General features: G+C 39.9%; 22 protein-coding genes. 13 read left to right on the top strand and 9 right to left on the bottom strand.

The window, feature by feature from the left end; translation table 11 throughout:
* Window positions 1-12 precede the first annotated feature (12 nt).
* The gene (locus HLH14_RS06770) at window positions 13-519 is read left to right on the top strand and encodes a YqiA/YcfP family alpha/beta fold hydrolase (RefSeq protein ID WP_067723796.1); all 507 of its coding nucleotides are present in this window, start codon (window positions 13-15) and stop codon (window positions 517-519) included.
* Window positions 520-563: 44 nt separating this feature from the next.
* Here HLH14_RS06770 and HLH14_RS06765 read toward each other — a convergent pair whose 3' ends face one another.
* Window positions 564-1106, bottom strand: a complete 543-nt coding sequence (locus HLH14_RS06765; protein ID WP_067723782.1) for an adenine phosphoribosyltransferase — start codon at window positions 1104-1106, stop codon at window positions 564-566.
* A gap of 534 nt (window positions 1107-1640) precedes the next feature.
* Between HLH14_RS06765 and rubA the strand changes: the two genes are divergently transcribed.
* The 5 genes from rubA (at window position 1641) to HLH14_RS06740 (ending at window position 5924) form a co-directional block, all read left to right on the top strand.
* The gene (gene rubA / locus HLH14_RS06760; RefSeq protein ID WP_067723781.1) at window positions 1641-1805 is read left to right on the top strand and encodes a rubredoxin RubA; all 165 of its coding nucleotides are present in this window, start codon (window positions 1641-1643) and stop codon (window positions 1803-1805) included.
* Window positions 1806-1874: 69 nt separating this feature from the next.
* On the top strand, window positions 1875-3053 hold the full coding sequence (locus HLH14_RS06755) for an NAD(P)/FAD-dependent oxidoreductase (protein WP_067723780.1): 1179 nt from the start codon (window positions 1875-1877) through the stop codon (window positions 3051-3053).
* A 56-nt stretch (window positions 3054-3109) separates the two neighbouring features.
* On the top strand, window positions 3110-4057 hold the full coding sequence (estB, locus tag HLH14_RS06750; RefSeq protein ID WP_067723779.1) for an esterase EstB: 948 nt from the start codon (window positions 3110-3112) through the stop codon (window positions 4055-4057).
* A gap of 6 nt (window positions 4058-4063) precedes the next feature.
* Window positions 4064-4969, top strand: a complete 906-nt coding sequence (gene oxyR, locus HLH14_RS06745) for a LysR family transcriptional regulator OxyR (RefSeq protein WP_067723778.1) — start codon at window positions 4064-4066, stop codon at window positions 4967-4969.
* 325 nt (window positions 4970-5294) lie between these two features.
* Window positions 5295-5924 carry a response regulator gene (locus HLH14_RS06740; RefSeq protein WP_131270707.1) on the top strand — a complete coding sequence of 210 codons (630 nt, stop codon included), beginning with the start codon at window positions 5295-5297 and terminating at the stop codon, window positions 5922-5924.
* 83 nt (window positions 5925-6007) lie between these two features.
* Here HLH14_RS06740 and ppk1 read toward each other — a convergent pair whose 3' ends face one another.
* The gene (gene ppk1 / locus HLH14_RS06735) at window positions 6008-8089 is read right to left on the bottom strand and encodes a polyphosphate kinase 1 (RefSeq protein WP_067724297.1); all 2082 of its coding nucleotides are present in this window, start codon (window positions 8087-8089) and stop codon (window positions 6008-6010) included.
* 112 nt (window positions 8090-8201) lie between these two features.
* A complete protein-coding gene (mtgA, locus tag HLH14_RS06730; protein WP_067724298.1) occupies window positions 8202-8876 on the bottom strand; it encodes a monofunctional biosynthetic peptidoglycan transglycosylase in 675 nt (224 codons plus the stop codon).
* A gap of 80 nt (window positions 8877-8956) precedes the next feature.
* Here mtgA and HLH14_RS06725 point away from each other — a divergent pair, with 80 nt between their 5' ends.
* A complete protein-coding gene (locus HLH14_RS06725) occupies window positions 8957-9769 on the top strand; it encodes a rhomboid family intramembrane serine protease (RefSeq protein ID WP_067724299.1) in 813 nt (270 codons plus the stop codon).
* Window positions 9770-9801: 32 nt separating this feature from the next.
* Here HLH14_RS06725 and HLH14_RS06720 read toward each other — a convergent pair whose 3' ends face one another.
* Together HLH14_RS06720 and HLH14_RS06715 are read right to left on the bottom strand one after the other, a co-directional pair.
* The gene (locus tag HLH14_RS06720) at window positions 9802-12264 is read right to left on the bottom strand and encodes an ABC transporter permease (RefSeq protein ID WP_067724300.1); all 2463 of its coding nucleotides are present in this window, start codon (window positions 12262-12264) and stop codon (window positions 9802-9804) included.
* A 1-nt stretch (window position 12265) separates the two neighbouring features.
* Entirely contained in the window at window positions 12266-12994 is a 729-nt protein-coding gene (locus HLH14_RS06715) for an ABC transporter ATP-binding protein (RefSeq protein WP_067724301.1), read from the bottom strand.
* A 56-nt stretch (window positions 12995-13050) separates the two neighbouring features.
* Here HLH14_RS06715 and HLH14_RS06710 point away from each other — a divergent pair, with 56 nt between their 5' ends.
* Complete coding sequence (locus HLH14_RS06710; RefSeq protein WP_378320887.1) at window positions 13051-13635, top strand: arylesterase; 585 nt, start codon at window positions 13051-13053, stop codon at window positions 13633-13635.
* 35 nt (window positions 13636-13670) lie between these two features.
* Here HLH14_RS06710 and HLH14_RS06705 read toward each other — a convergent pair whose 3' ends face one another.
* Window positions 13671-14285 carry a carbonic anhydrase gene (locus HLH14_RS06705; RefSeq protein ID WP_067724303.1) on the bottom strand — a complete coding sequence of 205 codons (615 nt, stop codon included), beginning with the start codon at window positions 14283-14285 and terminating at the stop codon, window positions 13671-13673.
* Window positions 14286-14595: 310 nt separating this feature from the next.
* Between HLH14_RS06705 and HLH14_RS06700 the strand changes: the two genes are divergently transcribed.
* On the top strand, window positions 14596-15627 hold the full coding sequence (locus HLH14_RS06700) for an alpha/beta fold hydrolase (protein ID WP_067724304.1): 1032 nt from the start codon (window positions 14596-14598) through the stop codon (window positions 15625-15627).
* Window positions 15628-15641: 14 nt separating this feature from the next.
* Window positions 15642-16649 carry a hypothetical protein gene (locus HLH14_RS06695; RefSeq protein ID WP_067724305.1) on the top strand — a complete coding sequence of 336 codons (1008 nt, stop codon included), beginning with the start codon at window positions 15642-15644 and terminating at the stop codon, window positions 16647-16649.
* A 37-nt stretch (window positions 16650-16686) separates the two neighbouring features.
* Here HLH14_RS06695 and HLH14_RS06690 read toward each other — a convergent pair whose 3' ends face one another.
* Both HLH14_RS06690 and nfuA read right to left on the bottom strand, forming a co-directional pair.
* The gene (locus tag HLH14_RS06690) at window positions 16687-18741 is read right to left on the bottom strand and encodes a TonB-dependent receptor domain-containing protein (RefSeq protein WP_171532796.1); all 2055 of its coding nucleotides are present in this window, start codon (window positions 18739-18741) and stop codon (window positions 16687-16689) included.
* A gap of 170 nt (window positions 18742-18911) precedes the next feature.
* Window positions 18912-19550 (bottom strand): Fe-S biogenesis protein NfuA, encoded by a 639-nt coding sequence (nfuA, locus tag HLH14_RS06685; RefSeq protein ID WP_067724307.1) that lies wholly within the window; start codon window positions 19548-19550, stop codon window positions 18912-18914.
* 159 nt (window positions 19551-19709) lie between these two features.
* Between nfuA and HLH14_RS06680 the strand changes: the two genes are divergently transcribed.
* The 3 genes from HLH14_RS06680 to HLH14_RS06670 all read left to right on the top strand — a co-directional run bounded on the left by HLH14_RS06680 (window position 19710) and on the right by HLH14_RS06670 (window position 23155).
* Window positions 19710-20327 carry a rhomboid family intramembrane serine protease gene (locus HLH14_RS06680; protein WP_171532795.1) on the top strand — a complete coding sequence of 206 codons (618 nt, stop codon included), beginning with the start codon at window positions 19710-19712 and terminating at the stop codon, window positions 20325-20327.
* 159 nt (window positions 20328-20486) lie between these two features.
* Entirely contained in the window at window positions 20487-21437 is a 951-nt protein-coding gene (locus HLH14_RS06675) for an ABC transporter substrate-binding protein (RefSeq protein WP_171532794.1), read from the top strand.
* Between the two features lie 167 nt (window positions 21438-21604).
* A complete protein-coding gene (locus HLH14_RS06670) occupies window positions 21605-23155 on the top strand; it encodes a hypothetical protein (protein ID WP_171532793.1) in 1551 nt (516 codons plus the stop codon).
* A gap of 351 nt (window positions 23156-23506) precedes the next feature.
* Here the strand turns inward: HLH14_RS06670 and HLH14_RS06665 are convergent, their stop codons facing one another.
* A complete protein-coding gene (locus HLH14_RS06665) occupies window positions 23507-25126 on the bottom strand; it encodes an inorganic phosphate transporter (RefSeq protein ID WP_214645725.1) in 1620 nt (539 codons plus the stop codon).
* Window positions 25127-25344 lie beyond the last annotated feature (218 nt).

Below are 25344 nucleotides of genomic sequence, written 5' to 3'. Positions count from 1 at the left end.
AACTATAAAACAATGAATACATGCACTTCGAAAATCTTATTTTTACATGGATTAGATTCCTCTCGTGAATCCACTAACTTCCATGCCATTGATGCCAATCAAAAATATTGCATCGATATAGATTATCGCAATCTAAATTTTCAAACGGTTGCCGATTTTTATCGCGATATTATTGCCAAAATTAAACCTGAAATCTTGGTCGGACATAGCTTAGGCGCGTATTGGGCATTAAAAATGTCGGCCTTATGTAAAATTCCAACTGTGATTGCCAATCCAAACTTAAGTCCAAATTTTCGTGAAGACTACCCTCCAATTAATGAAGAAGATCTGGAGCATGACATTGCACAAATTGCCTATTTAGAATTAGGCGATGAAATACTGGATATGTATGCGGTTCAAGAACAGCTCGAACCTTATATGATCGTTCAAGCCTTAGAAGGTGGACATCACCGTTTATCCAGTCCAGAAAACATAAATGGTTTAATTCAGCATATGCAAACGCATTTTCTAAAAAAATAAAAAAGCCTTGGTTAAACCAAGGCTTTTTTATGACATCAAATCGATTAAGCGACTTCTTGTTCTGGCTGAGATTTATCATCTAACACAGACCAGACATCTAAACCTAAATCACTGTGCAAATCAGGTAAATCGAGGAAAATGCTCGCCCCCAAAATTTCATGGTTGCATTTGTCCACCAACTGTTTCACCGCTTTTAAAGTACCACCAGTTGCCAAAACATCATCCACAATAATAATTTTTTGCGCTTCGATATTCGCTGACATTTCCAGACGGTCCATACCATATTCCAGGCTATACCCTACACCAACAACCGGTGGTGGTAATTTTCCAGCCTTACGAACAAGTAATAAGCCTTTGCCCAAACGCTGAGCCAACAAACTTGCAAGTACAAAACCACGTGCTTCTACAGCGACAAAACTGTCTACTTGTTCCAGTTTTTCAGCAGGAATACTGGCAATTAAAGCATCGGTTAACGGCCCAATATTACTCATGAATAAGGGTGTTAAATCGAAAAAGCAAATACCCGGTTTAGGGAAATCTTGGACAGTACGAATGTGAGACCACAAAGTTGCAGACAAATTGCTCATGGGGAGAAAAGTAATTTAAAGGAGAATATGTTAATTTTAACGCTTTATATCGTTCATGACCAGTAAATGAGCACAGCTAGAAGGTAGAAAAACAAGTTAATAAATTGTAAGCATTTGATTTATTTATATTCATTTTTTAAATAAATATTAGATATAGATTTATCTAATCTTAAATTAACAAATTCTGTTTATTTTTTCTCCCCGACCTTAGTCTAAACCCGGCTTTTCAACTGGATAAAGTTCTTTCTGGAGCTTCTCAACCCAACATAGATTGATGGACATTTTAAAATTCAGATTCAGTTTAAATTGTTAGACAAAAATCATATTTAGCTATTTTTATGACAAGTTTTGTCCTGCTAGGCAATTCTGGTTTCAAATTCACCGATTAAACTCGGATATTTGCTTTACATTAACGCTAGAACTGCGTAAAAATTTGACTGAATATGTACCTTAAAAGTCATATCATTAGAGTCATGCTGTGTATGGGATTTTACTGACTTCACATTTTAGCAAGTCAGTGTTTTGGAGAGTCAAATGAAAAAGTATCAATGCATCGTTTGTGGATGGATTTATGACGAGGCTGAAGGTTGGCCACAAGATGGTATTGTCGCAGGTACAAAATGGGAAGATATCCCAGATGACTGGACATGCCCGGACTGTGGTGTATCAAAAGTTGATTTTGAAATGGTTGAATTCTAACAATTGATACCAAAGACCATAGTGAATGGTCTTTTTTTAAGCCTTATAGAAAACAGTTTGGAGAAAACTATGCATCCTATCGTCATCATTGGTTCGGGTATGGCAGGCTATACCGCAGCGCGTGAGTTTCGTAAGCTAAATCCCGAGCATGAACTGGTCATGATTTGTGCAGATGATGCGGTAAACTATGCTAAACCCACGCTGTCTAACGCTTTAGCCGGAAAAAAAGCACCTGAGCAAATTGCTTTAGGCGATGCCAGCAAAATGAGTGATCAACTGAAGATGCGTATTGAAGCGCATACTTGGGTGAAAGAAATTCAAGCTGAACAGCATCAACTGATTTTAGAGAAAGATGGAAAACAAACCACTCAACCCTATTCAAAACTGGTTCTAGCTGTGGGTGCAAACCCGGTTCGCCTAGCGATTGCCGGTGATGGCAGTGATGATATTCACGTGGTCAATAATTTGGATGACTATAAAGCCTTCCGTAAAAATCTTGCTCAACATCATGATAAACGTGTGGTGATTCTGGGTGCAGGTCTGATCGGCTGTGAATTTGCCAATGACTTACAGAACACAGACCACCAAGTGACGGTGATTGATTTGGCTCCGCAACCTTTAGGACGTCTTATTCCTGATTATGTTGCGGCGTCTTTTCAAGAAAAACTTGAAGCTATTGGCATTCACTTTGTACTAGGTACAACCGTTGAAAAAGTGATTAAAGTTGAAAAGGGCGATTATCAAATCACCTTAGCCAATGGTCAGTCTGTTGTTGCGGATGTTGTACTTTCAGCAATTGGCTTACAACCAAATGTAGAGTTGGCAAAAGCAGCGGATATTGACTGCAGTCGCGGCATTTTGACCAATGGCCATTTAGAAACCAATCAAGCCGATATCTATGCGATTGGTGACTGTGCAGAAGTCAATGGTTTGCTCTTGCCGTATGTCATGCCGATCATGCAACAAGCGCGTGCTTTAGCAAAAACTTTAAATGGTGAACAAACGCATGTTCATTATCCAGCGATGCCTGTTGCTGTTAAAACTCCTGCTGCTCCCCTGACCGTACTTCCTGCACCCGTGGGTGTGGATGTCACCTGGGATACAGAAGAACTTGAAGATGGCATGATTGCCAAAGCTTTAGATAGTCAAAATACCTTGCGTGGTTTTGTTCTATTGGGCGCTACTGCGGCAAAACAACGTTTAGCTCTAACTAAACTGGTACCTGACTTGATTCCTGTAGCCGTTTAAGGGTTTAATAGTAAGGACATTTTTTAAGCAAAATGTCCTTTTTGGGGAAAATAACAATGAATCATAGCGCACTCAACTTTACAGGCTCTCCCTATACTTCTTTTATGCATGAAACCAAAGTCAATTTAGGCAATGGTGTTGAACTACATGTTGAGATGGGTGGAAATCCTGAACATCCTGCAATCATGCTGATTATGGGTTTAGGTGCGCAGATGTTGTTTTGGCCCGATTTTTTCTGTAAATCACTGATTGACCAAGGTTATCGTGTTATTCGTTATGACAATCGGGATATTGGTCTGTCTTCTAAAATCCGCCATTCAGGTCCACGTCTCAACACCTTAAAATTGATGGGTCGCTTTGCTCTCGGCCTAGAAAATCAAGGCGCACCTTATGATTTATATGATATGGCTGAAGATGCTGCATTATTGATTGATCATCTGGGATTAGAGAAAGTTTCTGTGATTGGTGCTTCAATGGGCGGCATGATTGCGCAAATTCTGGCAGCCCAGCATCCTGAAAAAGTCAGCAATCTGGGTTTAATGTTTACCAGTAACAATCAGCCTTTATTACCACCGCCTTTTCCAAAACAGCTTTTAAGCCTGATCGGTCGACCCGAATCGACTGATGAAGAAGGTATTGTCAATCATAGCGTGAAAGTTTTTAACATTATTGGTTCACCTGGATATATCAACCAAATTGAGATTATGCAGACCGCACGTAAACTATATCAACGAAGTTATTATCCAGCAGGTGTACTTCAACAATTTTTAGCAATATTATGTACCGGTTCTTTGCTACAATTGAGTAAGCAAATTCAGCAACCTACCCTTGTGGTACATGGCTCTCGTGATCGTTTACTGCCACCGAGTCATGGCAAAGCAGTTGCAAAGGCAATTACAGATGCTAAGTTTGAATTAATTCATGGAATGGGGCATGATATGCCTCCGCATTTTATTCCATATCTTAGCGGATTATTTGCTGATCACTTTAAATCAAAACATTAGGACACTATGGCTGCATTACCCTCTTTAAGACAGCTGTCATACCTCGTTACACTGTCTGAAACGCTACATTTTACTGAAGCTGCGCGCCGTTCATTTGTGACCCAATCGACTTTGTCAGGCGGGATCATGGAGTTAGAGCGTTTGTTAGGTGGAGTCCTCGTTGAACGCGACCGCCAAAATGTACGTTTAACTCCGCTTGGAGAACAGGTTGTTGCTCGAGCCCGTGTTTTATTGGCTGATGCTCAAGATCTGATGCGATTAAGTCGTGAGATGAGCGAGCCTTTAACTGGTGATTTACATTTAGGGATCATCCCCACTATTGCACCTTTCATTTTGTCAAAACTTTTAGATGAAGTGCATAAACAACTTCCTAAAATTCAATTGCATTTGTATGAAGCGCAAAGCGAAAAAATTGTCGAAAAATTAGAACACGGCAATCTGGACATGATTGTTTTGGCACTGCCTTTTGACACTCGTGGTTTAAAAGTTGCTGAAATTGCTAAAGAAAATCTTTATTTGGTGCATCACAAATCCGATCAAAATGCGCATAATGCCAAAGTTCTAGATGATTTAGATTTATCACGCTTAGTGTTGCTTGAAGAAGGTCACTGTTTACGTAATCATGTTTTAAGTGCATGCCCAATTGGCGAACGTAAAAATGATCATCGTTTAAAAGCAAGTTCATTACCGACATTGGTTGAAATGGTCTCTGCTGACTTAGGCTTTACCCTGCTTCCTGAAATTGCGATTCATACCAATATGATTAAAGCGAATTCAGATTTAGTGGTTAAATCTATTGAAGCTGCACCAAGTCGCACGCTCGCTTTGGTCACGCGTAAGAGCACGCCATTGCAAAGTGAATTTGATGTGCTATTGCAAATCTTGCAAAAAATCACGCAAAATCTTCATTAAAAATAAGCCATATATTAAAAGGAGCAATTGCTCCTTTTTTTATTGCCCAATTCTCTTCCTGTCCACTATTTTTGCTCGAATAAATTTCATTGCTTAATATTCAAGAAATAGGGATTTTTCTTAATGGAGAAAAATTAAGACACTTTGAATAAAAAACTTAATCACAAACAGCTCATCATAAAACCAAGTTTTTTAATTCTTTATTATTTTCTAAATACTTAAGTTTACTTTAATTCGATAAATTCCCTAGTTCTTGGGATAGTACTTTTAGGGATTGTATAGCAAAGTTACTCAATAAAATCGAAACCCGTGTGAGAATAGCCTAGTGGCTGAACTGATGTTGCCTGTTCCTATTATGTTGATAGAGGATCAACCTGCCTTTAATCATCTATTAGAGAGCATTCTCGTTGGAATAGGTTATCCTGCTGAATTAATTATGAGTACTGATCATCTTGCTGAAGCTGAACAACTATTACAACAACATTTACCCAACCTGATCTTGATAGATTTATCTCTCGATCACATAGCAACGATTACATTTATCAAGCAACTCAAAAAAATCCATCCCGATGCAAATGTTATTGCAGTCTTAGCACAACAACAGACATCTTTACTGTTTGATGCTATTCAAGCAGGTGCACAAGGTTATATTTTTCATGAAGATACTGAAGCAGAAATTTTAAAGAACATTAAAAGTATTTTACGTGGTGGAGCACCTATCCATCATGTTTTGGCGCAATATATTTTGTCACATCAAGTAGAATCTAAGCAAATAATATCCACCGCTCAACTCAACACGCCAATACATTTAAGCGCAATTGAATATGAAATTTTAAATTTAGTATCAGGTGGTCTGAACCTGCAGCAAGTCGCAGAGCAGACTTCCACCTCTCTTTATAAAATTGAAGGCAATATTAAAAGCACTTATCGAAAAATCGCCTACTTAAAAAATTAGATCTTTTTATTTTCAATATTTCCATCGCATAAAATAAAGGAGTCCAAAGACTCCCTTATTTTTGCATTTACACTTGAGTGAATTTATTTGATGATATCTAATAATATTCTTTGAGCATTATGTGGCTCTTGTCCTTCTGCAACTGTCGCTCGCAACCAGGTTCCATCGCCTTGCAACAACCATGCTTGCTGATTGTCTTTTAAATACGTCAGTAAACCCTGCTGATAAATACGTTTTTTCAGTGCGGGGTCTTCGATAGGAAAACAAGCTTCAACACGGTTAAATAAATTACGATCCATCCAGTCGGCACTTGAACAGTAAATTCGAGCATTGCCATTATTGCCAAAGTAATACACGCGGGTATGTTCCAAGAAACGCCCTACAATTGAACGTACACGAATATTTTCTGAAAGCCCAGGTAAACCGGGACGTAAACAGCAAATTGAACGAATAATTAAATCAATTTTTACACCAGCTTGCGAAGCTTCATACAACTTGTTAATCAGCTGCATTTCAGTGAGTGCATTCACTTTGACAATGATTTGTGCAGGCTTCCCTGCTTTGGCATTGGCGATTTCTTCATCAATAAAATTGATCAGTTGTGCATGTAGGGTAAATGGTGCATGCAGAAGTTTTTTCAACTTCGCCATTTTGCCCATACCAGTCAATTCCTGGAAAATGCGATGCACATCTTCACACAGTTCTTTATCTGTGGTCAGTAAGCCATAGTCAGTATAAATACGGGCATTGCCTGCATGGTAGTTACCCGTACCTAAATGCACATAACGCACCAGTTTGTTATTTTCACGGCGCACCACCAAAATCATTTTGGCATGGGTTTTATAGCCGACAATACCGTATACCACCACTGCACCGGCTTCTTGAAGTACATTCGCCACTTCAATATTCGATTCTTCATCAAAACGTGCACGCAGCTCAATGACTGCTGTGACTTCTTTACCATTTCGTGCCGCTTCTGCAAGTACCTGAACAATTTCAGAATCTGCTCCACTACGATACAAAGTTTGCTTAATCGCGAGCACTTGCGGATCACGTGCTGCTTCACGCAACAAATTGATGACCGGTGCAAAAGATTCAAACGGATGATGTAAAAGAATGTCTTGTTTCTGCATGGCAGAGAAAATATTTTCAGACTTCTTCAATACTTTCGGAATAATCGGGGTATGGGTGTCATAACGTAAATGCGGACGTTTAAAATTCGACAATAAACGCGCAAGGTTTACCGGACCCGCTACTTTGTAAAGCTGATCTTTTTCGAGATCAAATTCATCCAGCAAATATTCATAGATATGTTCAGGACAATTTTGAGTCACTTCCAGGCGTACTGCACGGCCAAAACGACGCGAATTCAGCTCCCCTTTTAAAGCTTTGGCTAAATCTTCAACATCTTCATTTAAAGCCAAGTCGGCATTACGTGTGACACGGAATTGATAGCAACCTGTGGCGGTCATACCCGGGAATAAATCTGAAACATGTTCATGAATAATGGCGGACAACATCACATGATGTTCTTTGCCATCGGTGAGTTCATCTGGTAAACGGACCACACGCGGCAATGAACGCGGTGCGGGCACAACTGCCAAATCAATCTGACGACCAAAAGCATCTTTCCCTTCTAGCGTGACAATAAAGTTTAAGCTTTTGTTCACTAAACGCGGAAATGGATGGGCTGGATCCAAGCTAATCGGAGTCAGCACTGGCGCCACTTGCTCTTGGAAATACTTCTTAACCCAGGCAGATTGAGCAGGTGTGAGTTCTCCACGGCGTAAAAAACAGATATCTTCTTCACGCAGTTTCGGCAGAATTTCTTCATTTAAAATACGATACTGGCGTTCGATGGCAGCATGGGCAGTTTTAGAAATAATCTCTAATACTTGTTTTGGGGTTAAACCATCCGGACTGTGACTTTCATTGCCTAAATCGAGCTGTTCCATCAGTCCCGCAAATCGAATTTCAAAAAACTCGTCCAGATTACGGGAAAAAATAAGCAAGAAATTCATGCGTTCAAGTAAAGGGTGCAGTGGGTCAACCGCCTGTTCTAATACACGCAGATGAAAATCTAAAATAGAAAGTTCACGATTAATGTAGCGATCGTTATATGTATAGTCTGTTTGTGTAGGAGATGGGCCTGCTGCAGTATTCATACCTAACCTATGATTATTCGAAAGTGATCCGGATCTTCATAAGTATGCTTCAAAATCATGACAATTTCATAAAAAAAGCCCAAAATTTTGGGCTTTTTCATACAGTCTTTAATTAGGGAATATTGCTATAACGCATATATTTTTGAATCATGCGTTTACGATATTGCAGTTTTCGGTCATCACGGTGGTCTTGGTAATATTTTGGATTAGGTAAAATGGCAGCTAAAAAGGCGGCTTGTTCACGACTTAAACTTCTCGCACTTTTGCCAAAATAATGCTGGGTTGCTGCTTCCACACCGTAAATATTGTCACCAAATTCAACCGAATTTAAATACACTTCTAAAATACGTTGTTTCGTCCAGACGCGCTCCATCATCCACGTTGCAACAGCTTCTTGACCTTTACGCAGAAATGAACGCTTATTATATAAAAATAGATTTTTCGCCAATTGCTGTGAAATGGTCGAACCACCCGCCACTACTTTGCCTTTGTCTTTATTACGTTCTAAGGCAAATTGCATGCCTGCCCAATCAAAACCGTGATGTTGCAAAAACTTACCATCTTCTGCTGCAACTACGGCATGTTTGAGATAGTCACTGATTTGATCATAATCACGCCATTGATGCTTGATTGGTTTAGAGGGTTCGGACCAATAATCCAGACGCATCATCATGGTCGTGTCAACCGGATGGGTTCGCCACCACACCAGACTTGAAAAAATCCAAAGTTGTACTAAAAGCACCAAACTGACAAGTATTAACAAACTACGAACAATAAAAGCTTTCATGTCAGTGAGTTACTCCAAAATATCTGTTTTTTTCGTGCTAAGCTTGAAGCTGAATATAGCAAAGATTATAAAAGAATAGCATGGCTGAACTTTCACCTCCCCCCATTCAAAGTAAACCCGAGGTTCACCTTTGGTGGCTGACTGCACTTTTTATTGCCATCAATATCGGTTTATTTCTCTGGCAAGTGCTCAACGGTGTGAATATTACCAGCCCAAGTCTGGTAGATGCTATTCATTGGGGAGCTGATTATGCACCTTTAACCTTTTTAGAGGAACCCACTCGCCTATTTACCAGCATGTTTTTTCATTTTGGTTTAATCCATTTAATGCTGAATATGTGGGCCTTATATATTTTCGGCAGTGTAGCGGAACAGCTTTTTGGTCGATTCTATTATTTGGGTTTGTATATTCTTGCAGGCCTGATGGGAAGTTTGCTCAGCGGCTTTATCGATATTCAAAATACCTTCGAACTGCTACAAACCAATGATCCTAAACTTTTCCCTACCGTGAGTGCCGGTGCATCTGGGGCGGTGATGGGTATTGGTGGTGCTTTGACCGTTTTGTCTTTATTGCCCATCTTGCCCAAGCAACGCTTTATTTTAGATAAAAAAACCTTGGTCATGGTGATGGGGATTAACCTGTTCATTGGCTTCACCATGCCGGGAATTAACAATGCTGCTCATATTGGCGGTATGCTGATGGGTGCGGTATTAGCGGCTATTTGGTACGTGGGACAACGCATCCACAAACCCAATTTGGGCTTTATTCTAGGTTTGGGTGTAGGCATAGTGACGTGCTATGTGTTTTATGATTATTGCATGCAACAAGTGCAAATCCTTGAACCTGTTTGGCGTCAAATCCTTGCAGCCATGCGCGCACAACTGCATTTTTAATATTAATGAATCATTTTTGTGAGATGAATCTATTATTGATTCATCTCTCGCAAACTTTGTAACGGCGGAATATCACAGAGATAACTTAAGCGATAACGTCCAATCACGGCACACACTAAAGTCATTAAAATCGGTAAAATCAGCCAAATTTCCCAATGTACCTGAATGGTCAAATTCATTTTATAGCTGGCAATCGCACTGATGACTTCTGCAAACAGACATGAAACCACGCCAGCCATGAATCCAATAAAACCGATCTCCACACTCATCATTTGTTTTAGCTTTTGTTTGGAACTGCCAAATGAGCGCAGCAAAGCCACTTCCCGTTTGCGTTCATCCATCAACAAGTTTAAACAGGCAACTAAAACCAAAATCCCAGAGACACTGACCAATAGCGCGAGTATGGTAATAATTTGCACCAGCACATTTACCACGCGTTTCACTTCATCCAGAATTAAACTGACATCAATAAAAACCGTATTGGAAAATTGCTGAATCACAGAAACCAGTTGTTTTTTATCCTGTTCGGGCACATAAAAACTGCCTAAATAACTGCCCGCATTTTCATCCATGGTCTTGGGTGCAAAAATAAAGAAAAAATTCGGACTAAAACTTTCCCATTCGACACTACGCAAGTTAATGACTTTGGCTTGAATCAAACCTTCAGGCAAACTAAAGGTGAGCCGATCACCTATCTTAATACCCAATTCTTCCGCTGTTTTCACTTCAACCGATACCTCTCCAGCATGCTTTAGTGCTGCGTTTCCCTGCACAATTTTATTATCTGTAGGATATTCTACCGTTTGGGTCAAATTGAGTTCACGGCGCAAAGACTCATTGCTTTTAAGCAAGCTTTCCGGAAAAGGCTGATCATTTTTCGCCACCAATCGTCCACGGATATTGGGATAAAGTGGAGTACTGTGCCAGCTCCGTTGCTCAAGCTGTGCTTTAAATAAAGGCATATCAAAAGGCGGCAACCCATAAACAAATTGATTCGGTGTACCTTCTGGCAATTGTTGCTGCCAACGCTCGAGCAAATCAGTTCGCAATACTGCCAATACGGTAATTAAACTTAGACCGAGTGCCAAAGCGGTAATTTGAAAGGCGGTTTGATAAGGCGCGCGGATATAAGCGGATATGGACCACTTCAAGCTTTTAATCAGTTTTAAACAGCCCCAAATCAGCATATACAGCACAGTACACAAGATGATAATTGCACCGATTACCCAAGCGGTCAGCACAATATTTTCAGTCAGGACAACACTAAAAAGCACCAGACTGGCTGTTCCCATCAGCAACATCCATAGCATGGATTGCACTGATTTTTCTTGCTGGCGAATCACACGAATAGGCGGTGTGTTGAGTAACTGCCATAAACTTGGCACGATAAAACCCAGTAACACCACGGCACTGGTCAGCATCGCAATCGGTAATGGACCCAGTAACATATCCCATGCAGAAAATTGAAGTTGTAGATGCGGAATCAGTTGCAGCATCAGTTGCAACAAACCATAGCCAAGTGCTACCCCTGCCAGACTGCCAATTGCCATTGCGACAATTAAGACTACACCTAATAAAGTCAGATACGCGCTAAGAATTTGTCTTTTCGTTGCCCCGATACAACGCATCAGTGCAATACTATCCTGATTTTGTTGCACATAACGCTGGCTGCTTAAAGCAATCGCAATGCCACAAAGTAAAATGGTCAAAATATTGGTGAGTTGCAGGAAGGTATCTAAATTGGCAATTGGCTTCATTAAACGGGTATTGCCTTCGCTGGCATTACGCAGCTTTAGGCTGGGTTGTTCATTCTGTATTTTGCTTTGCGCCGATTTATGCAGCTGATTGAAATCCTGTTCAAACTGTTTGGTCTGTTGGGCAGACCCTGCCATTAATAAACGATATTCAACCCGACTGCCGACTTGAATGGCATTGGTTCGGGCAACATCAGCTTGAGAAATAATCACCGTAGGTGAAAAACCGGAAAAGCCCAATTCCTGATTGGAATCATGTTCAATTTTAGCAGTGACTTTAAATGTCCCATCGGCAATATTGATGCGATCCCCGACTTTGACATGTAATAAATCCATCGCACGTGAACTGAGCCAGACTTCTCGTGTCTGAATTTTTTGTGCCTGTGGTGCCACCCGAATTTCGCCACGCAAAGGAAAAGCATCATCAATGGCTTTCACATTGACCATAACAAATTGGTCATTGGTATGCGCCATCGAACTGAAGGTAGTGACTTCAGACCGTTTCAAGGATAACTGATTGGCTTTTTCTTGCCACTTTTTTTCAAGCGGCTGATTGTCGCTCAGGACCAAATCCCCTGCCAGCATTTCAGCAGCTTGTAATGCCACGGCATTTTGGATTTGTTCATTACTAAATTTCAGTGCCGTGGTCGCACTAATGGCCAAAGTCAAAGCAATGATAAGTAAGTAAACACCAGTACTTTTAAAACTTTGCGTCAGCAAGGGTCGAAAGAGTGGATTCATTTCAGCCCTCACCGTTACGATGTTCAATCAAGCGACCATCCAGCAATTCAAAATGGCGCTGACATTGTTCGGCCAATGTTGGATCATGGGTGACCAAAACCAAGGTCGTGCCAAATTCACGATTCAGCTGAAATAAAAGTTGCTCAATTTCTTTGGCGGTTTGGGTGTCCAAGTTACCTGTAGGTTCATCGGCAAAAATGATTTTCGGGTCACTAATTAAGGCACGCGCAATGGCAACACGTTGCTGTTCTCCGCCAGAAAGCACTTTGGGCGTTTGGGTCGCCTGGCGTTCTAAACCGACTTTTTTAAGTAAAGCCAAGGCCTTTTTTTCAGCTACGGCAAAATTAAAATTCTTCTGTAAGCGCAGCGGCAACATCACATTTTCTACCGCCGTTAAATGCGGCAACAGCTGGAAAGACTGGAACACAAAGCCAATATATTCTAAGCGTACCAGTGCACGTTGTTCTTCATTAAGTTCTGCAATCGATTCACCACAAACCACCAATTTCCCTGAACTGGCCTGATCTAAGGTTGCTAGTATTCCGAGCAAGGTCGATTTTCCTGAACCTGAACGCCCCGTAATGGCCACCTGTTCACCCGCCAAAATATCCAGACTGAAATTTTCGAAAATAATAAATTCCTTTTGAGGAAGTTTTATCTTTTGTGTGAGTTGCTGTGCAGAAATTATTGCTTGTGGCATGATGGAATTGTCGCTCGTCACTTGGATCATAAAATCCCTATATGCAAAATCGCAATCTAAAAACTCGTGTATTTGCTTGCCTGGCGATGTTCAGCCTGTGTCTTGCTCCAGTCGTGGTGTCTGCTAAAACCATTATGATTCTGGGTGACAGTATTAGTGCGGGCTATGGAATACAAGCACAGCAAGGTTGGGTGCATTTATTACAAAAACGTCTAGAGCAACAGTATCCGAAACAACATAAAGTGGTCAATGCCAGTGTTAGTGGTGAAACTACCAGCGGTGCCTTGGCGCGCTTGCCTAAATTATTGCAAATCCATAAACCGCATATTGTAGTGATTGAGTTAGGTGGAAATGATGGTTTACGGGGGCAATCACCGCTATTGATTCAAAAGAACCTGGCTCATTTAATTCAACAAAGTCAGAAAGCTAAAGCTACTGTGCTAGTTTTTGGAATGAAAATCCCACCGAATTACGGTACAGCCTATAGCAAAGCTTTTGAAAAAAATTACAAGATTGTCAGTCAACAGTACAAAGTAAAATTGCTGCCATTCTTTTTAGAAGGAATTGCAGGCAAGAAAAACTTGATGCAACAGGATTTAGTTCACCCTAATGCAAACGCACAAAGCATTTTACTGAACAATGCTTATCCCTATATAAAAGGCGCTTTATAAAGCGCCTTTTATTCAGTCTGAAGCTTAATTTGATTTTAAAAATCAAAAAACAAAACTTCACCCGTTTCTAGAGAATATTCTGCACCGACAATTTTCAACTGGCCTTTGGCAATCAGGCATTCTAAAACTGCAGAACCATGACGCAGCTGATTCACAGAGGCAAAGACATTAGAACGAACTGCATGTTTCGACAGTTTAGCCAAATCATTTTTCAATTCAGTTTGCATCAATGTTTCAACCGATGGGCGAACACGGTTGACAATAGACATCAGGTTCAATGAAGGAGGATGATCTGGATTCATTAATGTATCAATGGTCGCTTGAATAGCGCCACAATGACTATGTCCTAATACCACCACGACAGCGCAATCATAACGTTCTGCAGCAAATTCCACACTGCCTACCTGTGAAGGTGCAACTACATTACCTGCCACACGGATGACAAATAAATCACCCAAACCCTGGTCAAATACCATTTCAGCAGGAACACGAGAATCTGAACAGCCCAAGACGATGGCAAAGGGGTTTTGATTTCCTGCCATTTCTGCCCTTTGCTGATGTGAAAGTTGTTTGGGGTGTGTCGTTTCCCCCGATACAAAACGCTGGTTCCCTTTTTTTAAACGATCTAAAGCTTCTTCTGCTGTTAGCATGCTGGTCTTCCAAGGTTTTAAGTTACAGTATTTTAATGCGATGAAATTGGAAAGTCACTTGCAAAAAGAATAGCTGATTAATTAATAACAAAGTTACAAAATATTTTATTTAGCTCATAAATTTGATCTGGTGCACACTTTTCAAGCTTGACGTAACGGAATTCAAAAAACTATTCAGTGACAATTATTTAATAATAATTACAATACACTACAGACATTTTTAAAAAAATAAAATGCAGTAAAAATCAGATGATTTTTATATGATTGCGTATAAAGAATTATCGTCATTAACACATTAGGATGATGATCAATGACACCGCTTCACTCGATTTTATCCCGCTTTTTGCAAATGACGTGCTTGGCACTTTCTATCAGCACGCCTGTTTATTCTTATGCAGCAATAAATAAAACACCCCATGATGCTCAACTCTCATTAGAAAATTATTTAGTTAAAGAACGTAATGTAGCCGGCTTGCGCAGTAAAACCATTAAAATTGATGATATTAGCTGGAGTTATAGTGAAGGTGGCTTCAGCAATAAACCTGCCGTATTACTCATTCATGGCTTGGCGGGAAATCGGGATAACTGGAATGGAGTGGCACATTTTTTAACCCCCTATTACCACGTGATCATTCCCGATCTTCCAGGCAATGGTGAAACTAAAGTTGCAGATAATTTTGATCTGTCTGTTCCCAATGTCACGCAGCGCTTACGCCGTTTTGTTGAAGCTATTAATGTTGAAGATAAACTGAATATTGCCGGACACTCACTCGGCGGCTCCATTGCCACTGTTTATGCATCACAATATCCATTTGATACTCAAAGTCTGTTTTTACTTAATAGCGCCGGGATCTATAAACAGGCCAATACTGCCTATACCAAAGACCCTTATTTTTTAAAGCATCTCATTGTGTCTAAACCGGGCGATCTGGACGATGTGATGGGTCAAGTCATGCAAAGCCCACCGGATTTACCGATTTATTTTAAAAAAGCACAAGAAAAAATGCTGATTTCCCAGTCCGTGCAAACCCGTAAAATGATTGACCAATTGATTACCCTGAGTCGTATTTATACCCCGGAATCATTTGCCCGAATGACGCAAACAATTGAAGCCCCCACACTAATCCTGTGGGGCAAGCAAGATAAAATAATTAATGTGGAAGCGGCAAATGAATTACAATCCTTATTGAAGCGTGCCGAAACCCCAGTTATTTTAAATAATGTCGGGCACATGCCTATTTTAGAAGCAGAACAACAAGTGGCGAACCACTATTTACCTTTTCTAGCAAAAACCCAAAAGTTAAAAAACCCACTTGCTGATAAACTTATCCCATTAAATTAGCTTGCAGAGACAGTATGCCGAAACATCCGATGATTGAGCAATTGATTGAAGCTCATCTTGACTTTTTAGAGCAGGAGTTTTCACATACTGCCACCATTCAAAGCGAATTTTTAAATTTCTATCAGTGGTTTAGAAAACAAACCTTACAGGATATCTGGTCGTTCGAACAAATCAACGCGCTATTACAAAAACAGATTTTAGCCACACCTGCGAGTACCTTTTTAATTGAGCAAATTACCGAACATCTTCGTTTTGCTTTAATTCATCCAGCCAATGAAAACACTCAAATTGCAGATGTGATTCCTGTACTCACCGTCGACAAAATTGCCCAATATGTCGCAAGTAAAAGTGGACATCGTCAACGCCTGATTAAAACTGTAGTCAATAGCCCTGCTTTTTCAGCCATGATCACGCAATTAATTCAACATTCCATTCAGGATTATCTAGATAATTCAGTAATGGCAAAACGTGTTCCTGGTGTTTCACGTTTTATGAAAATGGGTAAATCGGTTTTAGAAACTGTCACCGACTCCAATCTGGATGAAACCATTGGGCATTATCTGCAAAAGAATATTTTAAAACTCAGCCACATGAGTGAGCATGTTTTAAATCAACATTTTGATGATGAAAAGCTCTATCACTTCCAGGCTAATCTGTGGCATAAAATTAAAGATCTGCCTTTAACGGTCTTAAAGAATTATATCGAAGTTCAAGACCTGCCTAATACTGTGGGCTTAGGGCATGAAATTTGGGATCACCTGCGTCAAACAGAATATTTAAAACAACAAGTTCATGATGGTGTCTATGCCTGGTATACCCGTAATCAGCAGCGTAGTTTTGACTTGTTACTCCGCGACTTAAATATTGATGAAGCTTTAATTCAACATGAATTAAAACAATTATTAGCGCCGGTTATTCAAAAGCTAGTTTCATCTGAATACTTACGAGAACGTGCAAGAGTATATTTAGAAAAGTTTTATTATGCTGAAACCGCACAGAAGATTTTAAAATTAGAAAAATAAAAAAAGCCGCTTGAAGCGGCTTTTTTTATGAGATTAATTAGAATTTAGCAATAAAACTTACACCATAACGGCGACCATCTAACAACTGATCTCCATCAGCATTTTCGGCTTTTTCATCCAAGATATTATAAACCCCAAACTTCCCTTTTAAGCTTGACGTAAATTGATAGTTAAAACCAACATCTAAAAATTGATATGCTGGTGTAGGATCGGACATGGCTGCACGACCTAAATAAGAAGACGTTTCACTACGATAATGTAAGCGTGTCCAAACATCCAAAGCATCATTGATGTTGTAATCCACTGTCGCATTAAACATATGCTTTGGCATTTGATTTAATGGTTGACCTTTTAAATCACCTGATTTTTGCTCAGTTTCCGTATAGGTATAGTTGGTATTTAGATTTACCCCTTCAGCAAGCTCGGTGTCAAATGAAGCTTCCACACCTTGCATGGTTGCTTCATCCACATTAATTCGTGAACTGATAAAATTCCATAAGCGAACATTACCCGTCAATGCATCAATGCGACCAAATGGGTCTGCACATGCCCATGTTGCCGAATTACTGTTATTCCCATTTGAAGATGAACAATCGCGCACTTCAGTAATTTTATCTTTATATTCAGTATAGAATGCGGTTAATGAGGCTTTAGACTTGTCACCCTGCCATGCGGTTCCGAATTCATAGCTTACAGATTTCTCTGGTTTTAAATCATCATTCCCCATAATAAAGGCGCTGCCTTTACCCGTCACAGAATGTACATCACTTGACGACTGTCTTAAATCTGGTTGTTTATAACCGGTAGATACACCACCTTTAAATGTCCATGCATGAGTCGGGTTATACACCCCATATAAACGTGGCGAGAAGTTACCATCGTAATTTTCATCATGATCGTAACGCAAACCCGTGGTTAAATTAAAAGTATCAGTAATCGACCAGGTATCTTCTGCAAAAACTGCAAATGCCCAACGGTCTAATTCAGTCACAGGCATTTCTAAATTTTGATTGGTTGCGCGGTCAACGAGGGACTCGTTTTTAAAATATAGACCCGAAATTAAATTATGATTACTCAACTGCCAATTCCACTGTGTATTGGCAAGCCATGTTTCGAGCTCAATTCCGCTTAAACCTGAAGTCGTATTCTTACGATCCGGATTTTTTGATTTTTCATATTGAATATAAGAACTGCTGTTCAATATATCGCTATATCGGCCATTATGAGTTAAGCCAAATACTTCACGATAATTTCGACCGTATGAATCTGTTCCTGTACTTAAAATGGTTTGACCCGCAGTGGATTCAGATTCCTGTTTTGTAAAATTTGCATCAAATTCTAAGTGATGATTATCATTAATTAAATAAGTCAGTCGGGAATTTAGGCTTTCTACTTCCGTACCACGAAAACCGCCTACATAGCTGTCTTCTTCGCGCTTTTGCTTATTCACCCCAAGCTGCATGCCCAGTTTATTTTCAATCAAAGGTCCGGTTAAATATACCGAGCCATTTTTAATATCTCCAGATTTATTCGAGTCCTGTAAAACAGTCCCTAATTCAACTGTTCCTGACCATTCATCACTGACTTTTTTTGTAATAATATTGATGACACCACCCATAGCATCACTGCCATATAAAGTAGATGCAGGTCCCCGAATCACTTCAATACGTTCAACCGATGCGATCGGCGGCAAGATATTTTTTTCAAAGCCGCTGTCATCCCCATTCGGATTGACATCTTTAGAATATTGACGTTTACCATTCACCAAAAATAATGTGTAACTTGAACCCATACCTCGAATACTGACCGTTTGTGCAGAACCTGCTCCAGAAATAACCACTCCCGGAGTATTTCTGAGTACATCAGTAATATCATTATATTGTCGCGCTTCTAGTTCTTCTTTCGTAATCACTGTCATTGATGCAGGTGCTTTGCTTACATCCTGCTCATAACCCGCCGCTGTAACGACTATCGTTTCTAACCTGACTGGTTCAGCAACAGCAGATGTTTTTTGATCAGCTGCAAATGTAACCGAAGCGATAACAGATAAAATTGAAAGTGTTAGTGCAGATCGAACAATACGCTTGGTCATTCAAGTTTCCCCAAGTGGCAAAATAATGGATAAGTAATGTAATTTTCGTTGCACAGTGTAACAAAAAATAAACTTAATGCAATTAATTATAGGAATCATTCTCATTACAGTTTTTTTTAGGCAAAAAATAACCTCCGTATAGGAGGTTATTTTTAAAGTACTTTCAGGTTTTACTTGAAGTAAGCGCCTTCAGTATTGCTGTGGTCAGTTTGGTCAACCACACGTGCCAACTCAGGAACATGTTGTTTTAATGTTGTTTCAACGCCTTGTTTCAAGGTCAAATCAATCGATGAACAACCTTGGCAACCACCACCGAATTTCAATACTGCAGTCAGGCCATGTTCTTCATCTTCAATAATTTCAACTAAAGCACAGTTACCGCCATGACCTGCAAGTCCCGGGTTAATTTCAGACTGAAGTACATAAGTGATACGCTCTTCAATCGAAGCATCCGCCCCTACGCGTGGCACTTTTGAGTTTGGTGCGCGGAATGTCAATTGACCACCAAAACGGTCTTTATTGTAATCAATCACCGCATCTAACAAATATGGGATAGATGGAGCATCAATATAAGCCGCAAAATTTGGGTAATCTTGTTTATAGTCTGTAGGAATCACTTCTTCAGGTGCACTATATGCCATACAACATTCAGCACGTGGCGTACCAGGATTTTCCACAAAAATACGTACAGCAATACCCGGAGTATTTTGTTTTTCAAGCAAATCAAACAAATACTCTTGTGCCGTTGGCGTAATCAATAAATTTGGAATTTCTTCTGCAACTGCAGCGCTGATGTTCTCAGTCGACATAATCATATTTCCTCAAGCTGAAGTTATCATTTTAACTGAAGATGCGGGGTAATAAAAAAAAATCAACTAAAATTGTCGGAATTATTATAAAAGTTCCTCTTAACACTTCATTTAATGGCATTATTAAGTATAAATATTTAAAAGTTGAACTTGCACTTTATGCTAGATTTACCTATTAACCATACTGTTAGCCTGGTCCTGATTACAGTGGCTGTTTCACTGATTGCATTTTCAAATCAGAAGGTCATGAGCCGTCTTATTTTTTGGCCCCCTGCAATGCAACGTGGGCAATATGACCGTTTTATTACCCATGGTTTTGTCCATGCCGATGGCGCGCATCTAATCTTCAATATGATTACGCTATTCTTTTTTGGTAGTGTGATTGAAAGCTTTTACCGACAGTATTTTTTTGATCTTGGCTTTGTATTGTTCTATTTAGGCGGCTTAATTGTTGCCATTGTTCCAAGTTATCTCAAACATAAAAATGATCATCGTTGGGCAAGTTTAGGCGCTTCCGGTGCAGTTTCGGCAGTTTTGTTTGCTTATATTTTATTTGAGCCGTGGAAACTGATTTTTGTTTTCTTTATTCCTGTGCCTGCGATTATTTTTGCAATTTTATATATCGCTTATAGTATTTGGTCAGGCAAGCGTGGCAATTCCAACATCAACCATAGTGCACATCTTTGGGGCGCTGCATACGGGGTGATCATGACCATCATTCTTGAACCCGGTGTTATCCCCCACTTTTTGAACAAGTTGATGCAATTGCCTTTCTAGAGTTTACTGTTCACCTATAGATACTCCAAGGCGCTGAATTTTCAGCGCCTTTTTTATAGCAAAAAAATAAAATAATTCCTATTTGTTAATGATTATTATTTAATAAATCTAAATTCTTTGTTACCCTGTCGCACAAATTTAAGAGAAGATCACTTGCGAATGAAAACTCAGGCATTATTTTTAAGCACCATTTTGGCTTCAGTGGGATTGAATAGTTTGGCACATAGTGCAAGTTTCAATCTACCAACAGAAAAGCAAAACATTGAACTCAAACAAACGCCAAAAAAAATTGCAGTCTATGACCTCTCCATTTTAGATACTTTAAATGCCTTAAACATTCAGGCTCAAATTGTGCCTAAAACCACATTTACAGGCAGCTTAGCCCAATATAATCAAGCGCAGTTTGTGAAAGCAGGAAATCTTTTTGAACCTGATTTAGATCAATTAAAACAGTTAAAACCCGATTTAATTTTTGTCGGTGGTCGTTCAGCGAAAACGCTTGACAGCTTGCAACCGATTGCAACAACGGTCGACCTTTCTCCCAACACCAACCATTACATCAGTGATTTGAAAAATCGCACCTTGAATCTTGCAAAAGCCTTTAAGCGTGAAGATATTGCCGATAAAAAATTAAAAGATTTAGATCAATTACAACAAAAAGTGCAGCAACACACCGCCAATAAATCAGCAGTGATGCTCTTTGCTGTCGGAGATCATTATATGCCGCATGCAGCAAATGACCGTTTTGGTTTTATCCATGAGTTAACTGGTTTTAAGTCTGTTCTTCCGCTATCTGAAAAAACGGATACTGCCCGCCCTGAAGCAGGATCCGCAGAAGCTTTAGCAGCACAAAAGAAAAATGCTGAACTGTTAAAGTCTGCTATTCAACAAAATCCGGATTATTTGATTGTGCTGGATCGTGGTGCGGTGAATACCCAGAAATATGCCACCAAGGAAGGCATTAAAACCCATCCTATTTTGGGGCAGTCTCAAGCGGTAAAACAGAATCGCGTTATTTTTGTGAATGCTGATGCCTGGTATATTACTGGCGCAGGTCTGGATAATACTGCATTCATGCTGAAAGAAATTTCTGAAGGCATTTCTAAATAATACTGAAATGATAATATTTACATGTTAAGGAGCTTCGGCTCCTTTTTTGCCGTTTCTTTTAAAAAAGATTTACACAATTTTGTCATTAAATGCTACCCATCAAATCAATTTGGCATAGATAATGTAGACATCTGTATATTAATGATCAAAAAAACGAGATTTTTTGCATGTCCACTTCATTAGATGGTCTTCAATTCCCTATCAATCCCACCAGCAATAAACCCAGCAGCTCCCAGACAGGCAAAGAAATTATTGCTGAGGCTTTATCTATTGTTGACAACAAGGCATCAATGAATGCCCTTGCGGAAAAAAACTGGCGCAAGCGTTATCCTATCTATTTTAAAGCCTTGGTTGAACAAGGCATTCGTAACATCAATAATCCGATTAGCATTGCAAAACAAGGCTTACACAAGGCCCATCATAGCTTTGACTTTTACAGAAATGGTCAACGCTATTTACTGAAAGACATCATGAAGGATATCGATACAGCAAATTTGTATACGGTTCAGCTAAAAGGTGAAAGTGAGACTGCCCCTGAATGGTATGTGCCTTATAAAGGGCAAAAATTACAAGGTCAGGCTTTACTCGATCAAATTCAAACCTGGCAAGGTGCAGGCATTATCGAGCCAAGCCATGCCGATGCTTTACGTGCTGCACATGCACATCCTGAATGGTTTGATCTTTCTGATCGCACCATGGTCTTATTTGGTGCAGGTTCTGAAGCCGGTCCACTGACCTGGTTGTCTAAATGGAAAGCCAATATTGTGGCCGTAGACTTACCCAACAGCCGCGTTTGGGACAGAATTTTAACGACCATCCAACAAGGCAATGCAACCCTATATGCACCCTGTGCGGAAAAATTGGCAGAAGATACTCCAACTGCGACACTCAAAGAAAAATTGGGGGCCGATTTACTCACTCAAACACCTGAAATTGCCCATTGGCTAATCCAGAGTGAACGTCAGCTAGACCTTGCAGCCATTGCCTATCTAGATGGTGAAAAGCATGTCAGGGTATCTATGGCCATGGACAGCATTATGCAGTACGTCAGCGAACAAAAGGCTGACACCAGTCTAATGTTCATGTGTACCCCAACCGATGTCTATGCCATTCCTAAAGAAATTGTAGAGGCTTCAAATCTTAAGTTACTACAGCGCTCAAAATCGCAACGTATCATCAGTGAAAGCATTTCGATGATTTCTGCTCAGCACTTTTTCAAGAAAAATCTGGATGCATTAATCAGCTGTGATAATGGCCATGAATATGGAATTGCAGACTGCCTTGTGGTGGAGCAAGGTCCAAACTATGCTTTGGCAAAACGCATTCAGCAATGGCGCGCGACTCTGGCACGTCATTATGGACAACGTGTCAGCATCAATATTGCACCGTCTACTACTACGCATTCGGTAACTAAAAATCCGTTATTGAAAGCCGCATTTAATGGTGCAAGTTTGTTTGATGTTGAATCTTTTCATCCAGAAACAACCAATGCACTGATGGCAGCATTATGGATTTATGATTTGCGTCATCCAGAATCGGTAGCGAATCCGGAAACGCCTTTGGATCATCCATTAGAATTGATGATGAAAGGTGCCAACCATGGTGGTTTATGGCGTGTCGCTTATTTGGCGCGTACCGCACTGCCTTTTGCTGCACTGTATGGCTTTGCCAATGAAAAATTACCGATCAAAAAGATATTAAAAGTGTTTAAGAAGTAAGATATATTCTTCATTATTTTAGAAAAATCCCCTCTCCTGTTAAGGAGAGGGTTAGGGAGAGGTTGCTTTTAATTATTTCTCTGAAAAAATTTTAATAACATTTCTCTATTCTTTAAAAATAATATCTTTTCTCCTTTCAGGAGATAAGAAACACTACTCCGCAAGAGAGAAGTTTAAATCATATTTTATATTTAACTCCCTCACCCCTTGCGGAATATATTCCTCATCCCTCAGGGATGAGGGAGTTTTTATCTCTTAAATTAGATTTGCATCCCTTTCTTAAAAAAGGGGGAAGCTTAATAAAAACAAAAAACGCTGCAATTGCAGCGTTTTTTATTTCAAATAGATATCTTAAACAAACTGTAAGAACAGCCAGAACAGACCACCTGATAAACAAATCGTAGCAGGTAGCGTGAAAATCCATGCTGAAAGAATGGTGCGTACCATCTGGAAGTTTAAGCCAGATTTATTGGCCACCATGGTACCTGCAACAGCACTGTTTAATACGTGTGTTGTCGATACTGGCATACCTAAACCATCTGCTGCGGCAATAGTAGTCATGGCAACAAGTTCGGCCGACATACCTTGGCCATAAGTCATATGACTTTTACCAATACGCTCACCCACTGTCACCACAATACGTTTCCAGCCCACCATGGTTCCAAGACCAAGCGCAAGCGCTACTGCCACTTTTACCCAGGTCGGAATATATTGCAGGAATGAATCGAGGTTTTTACGGTATTCCTTGACTGTCTTGGCTTGACTTTCTGACATTACAGGAAGCTGTTCAGCTTTATCTAAACGCTTGAATGCCGTCGTGCTTAAGTACATATCATTACGAATAATAGAAACTTCTTTTTCTGGAATATCTTTTAGATCACCATATTCGGCAACGTGATTACCCAAGTGATCGGTCAAACTTGCCAAAGCAGGCACCACTTCAGGTGACATCTCTTTAGTTTGAATATATTTGGTCAACACTTCACGAGCTTGTGTATCAGGAATATCCTGATGATTTGGATAAATAACTGCCGCAGTTTGCACAGATAACTGTTCAAATGATTGGATATGATTTGCGTCCAGGTTTTTATTCAATGAGTACGCCAAAGGTACACAACCGATCAAGATCAGCATGATCAAGCCCATACCTTTTTGACCATCATTTGAACCATGCGCAAAACTTACCCCGGTACAGGTAAAAATCAAGATGGCACGAATTAAAGGTGGTGGTGGTTTATTGCCTTTTGGAGGTTGAAACAATTCCATTTGTCTTTTAAAGACTTTCTTCACCAACAGAAATAAAATCGCAGCAAAAGCGAAACCAATCAAAGGTGAAAACAACAGAGCTTTACCGACTTTAATCACTTGGTCCATGTCGACGCCACTGGCACCATTACCCGAATTCAATAGGTAGTTCATGATGCCCACACCTAAAATCGAACCGATTAAAGTATGTGAACTCGACGCAGGAATACCCAGGAACCAGGTACCCAAGTTCCATAAAATAGCGGCTATCAGCATGGCAAAAACCATGGCAAAACCTGCACCTGAACCGACATTCATGATCAGTTCGACAGGTAATAAAGCAATGATGCCGTAGGCTACTGCGCCACTTGCCACCATCACCCCAAGGAAATTACAAAAACCTGCCCACATCACAGCAACAGGTGCGGACAAGGCATTGGTATAAATGACTGTCGCTACCGCATTGGCAGTGTCATGAAAACCATTAACAAATTCAAAGCCTAAAGCGATTAACAAGGCGGTCGCTAACAGAATAACGGAATATAAACTTAATGCAGGAACATGTGTCAAATCGGCAGAAAGTTGAAAGCCGATGTACACCAAAGTAGAAATAATAACCGTAAGAAACACCGGCATAAAAAATTTAGGTGTAGCAACATGCACATTCGTCGATTTCGCGGGTGCTGAATGCGCCTGATCTTGGACGGGAGGAATATTAGAATTCATGCAGACGGTTCAAGGGGATAATAAAATCCCCTTATTGTTCAATTTAATTGTGACAATTATATGACAAAAAGCTGTCATATAAAGCCAATTTTTAATAATTGACTTATTTTAAATCACTCCACCTTATCTTGGGGAGTGGAACTGTTTTAAATCCATCATTTAAAAATATTTAAAGCCCAAAATAGTTTGTGCCTCAATATTTCAAAGTACCTGGATAC

The organism is Acinetobacter terrae, from assembly GCF_013004375.1.
GTDB classification, from domain to species: domain Bacteria; phylum Pseudomonadota; class Gammaproteobacteria; order Pseudomonadales; family Moraxellaceae; genus Acinetobacter; species Acinetobacter terrae.
Note: the sequence above shows the minus strand (reverse complement) of the source record. Positions and strands in the feature narration are given on the sequence as shown.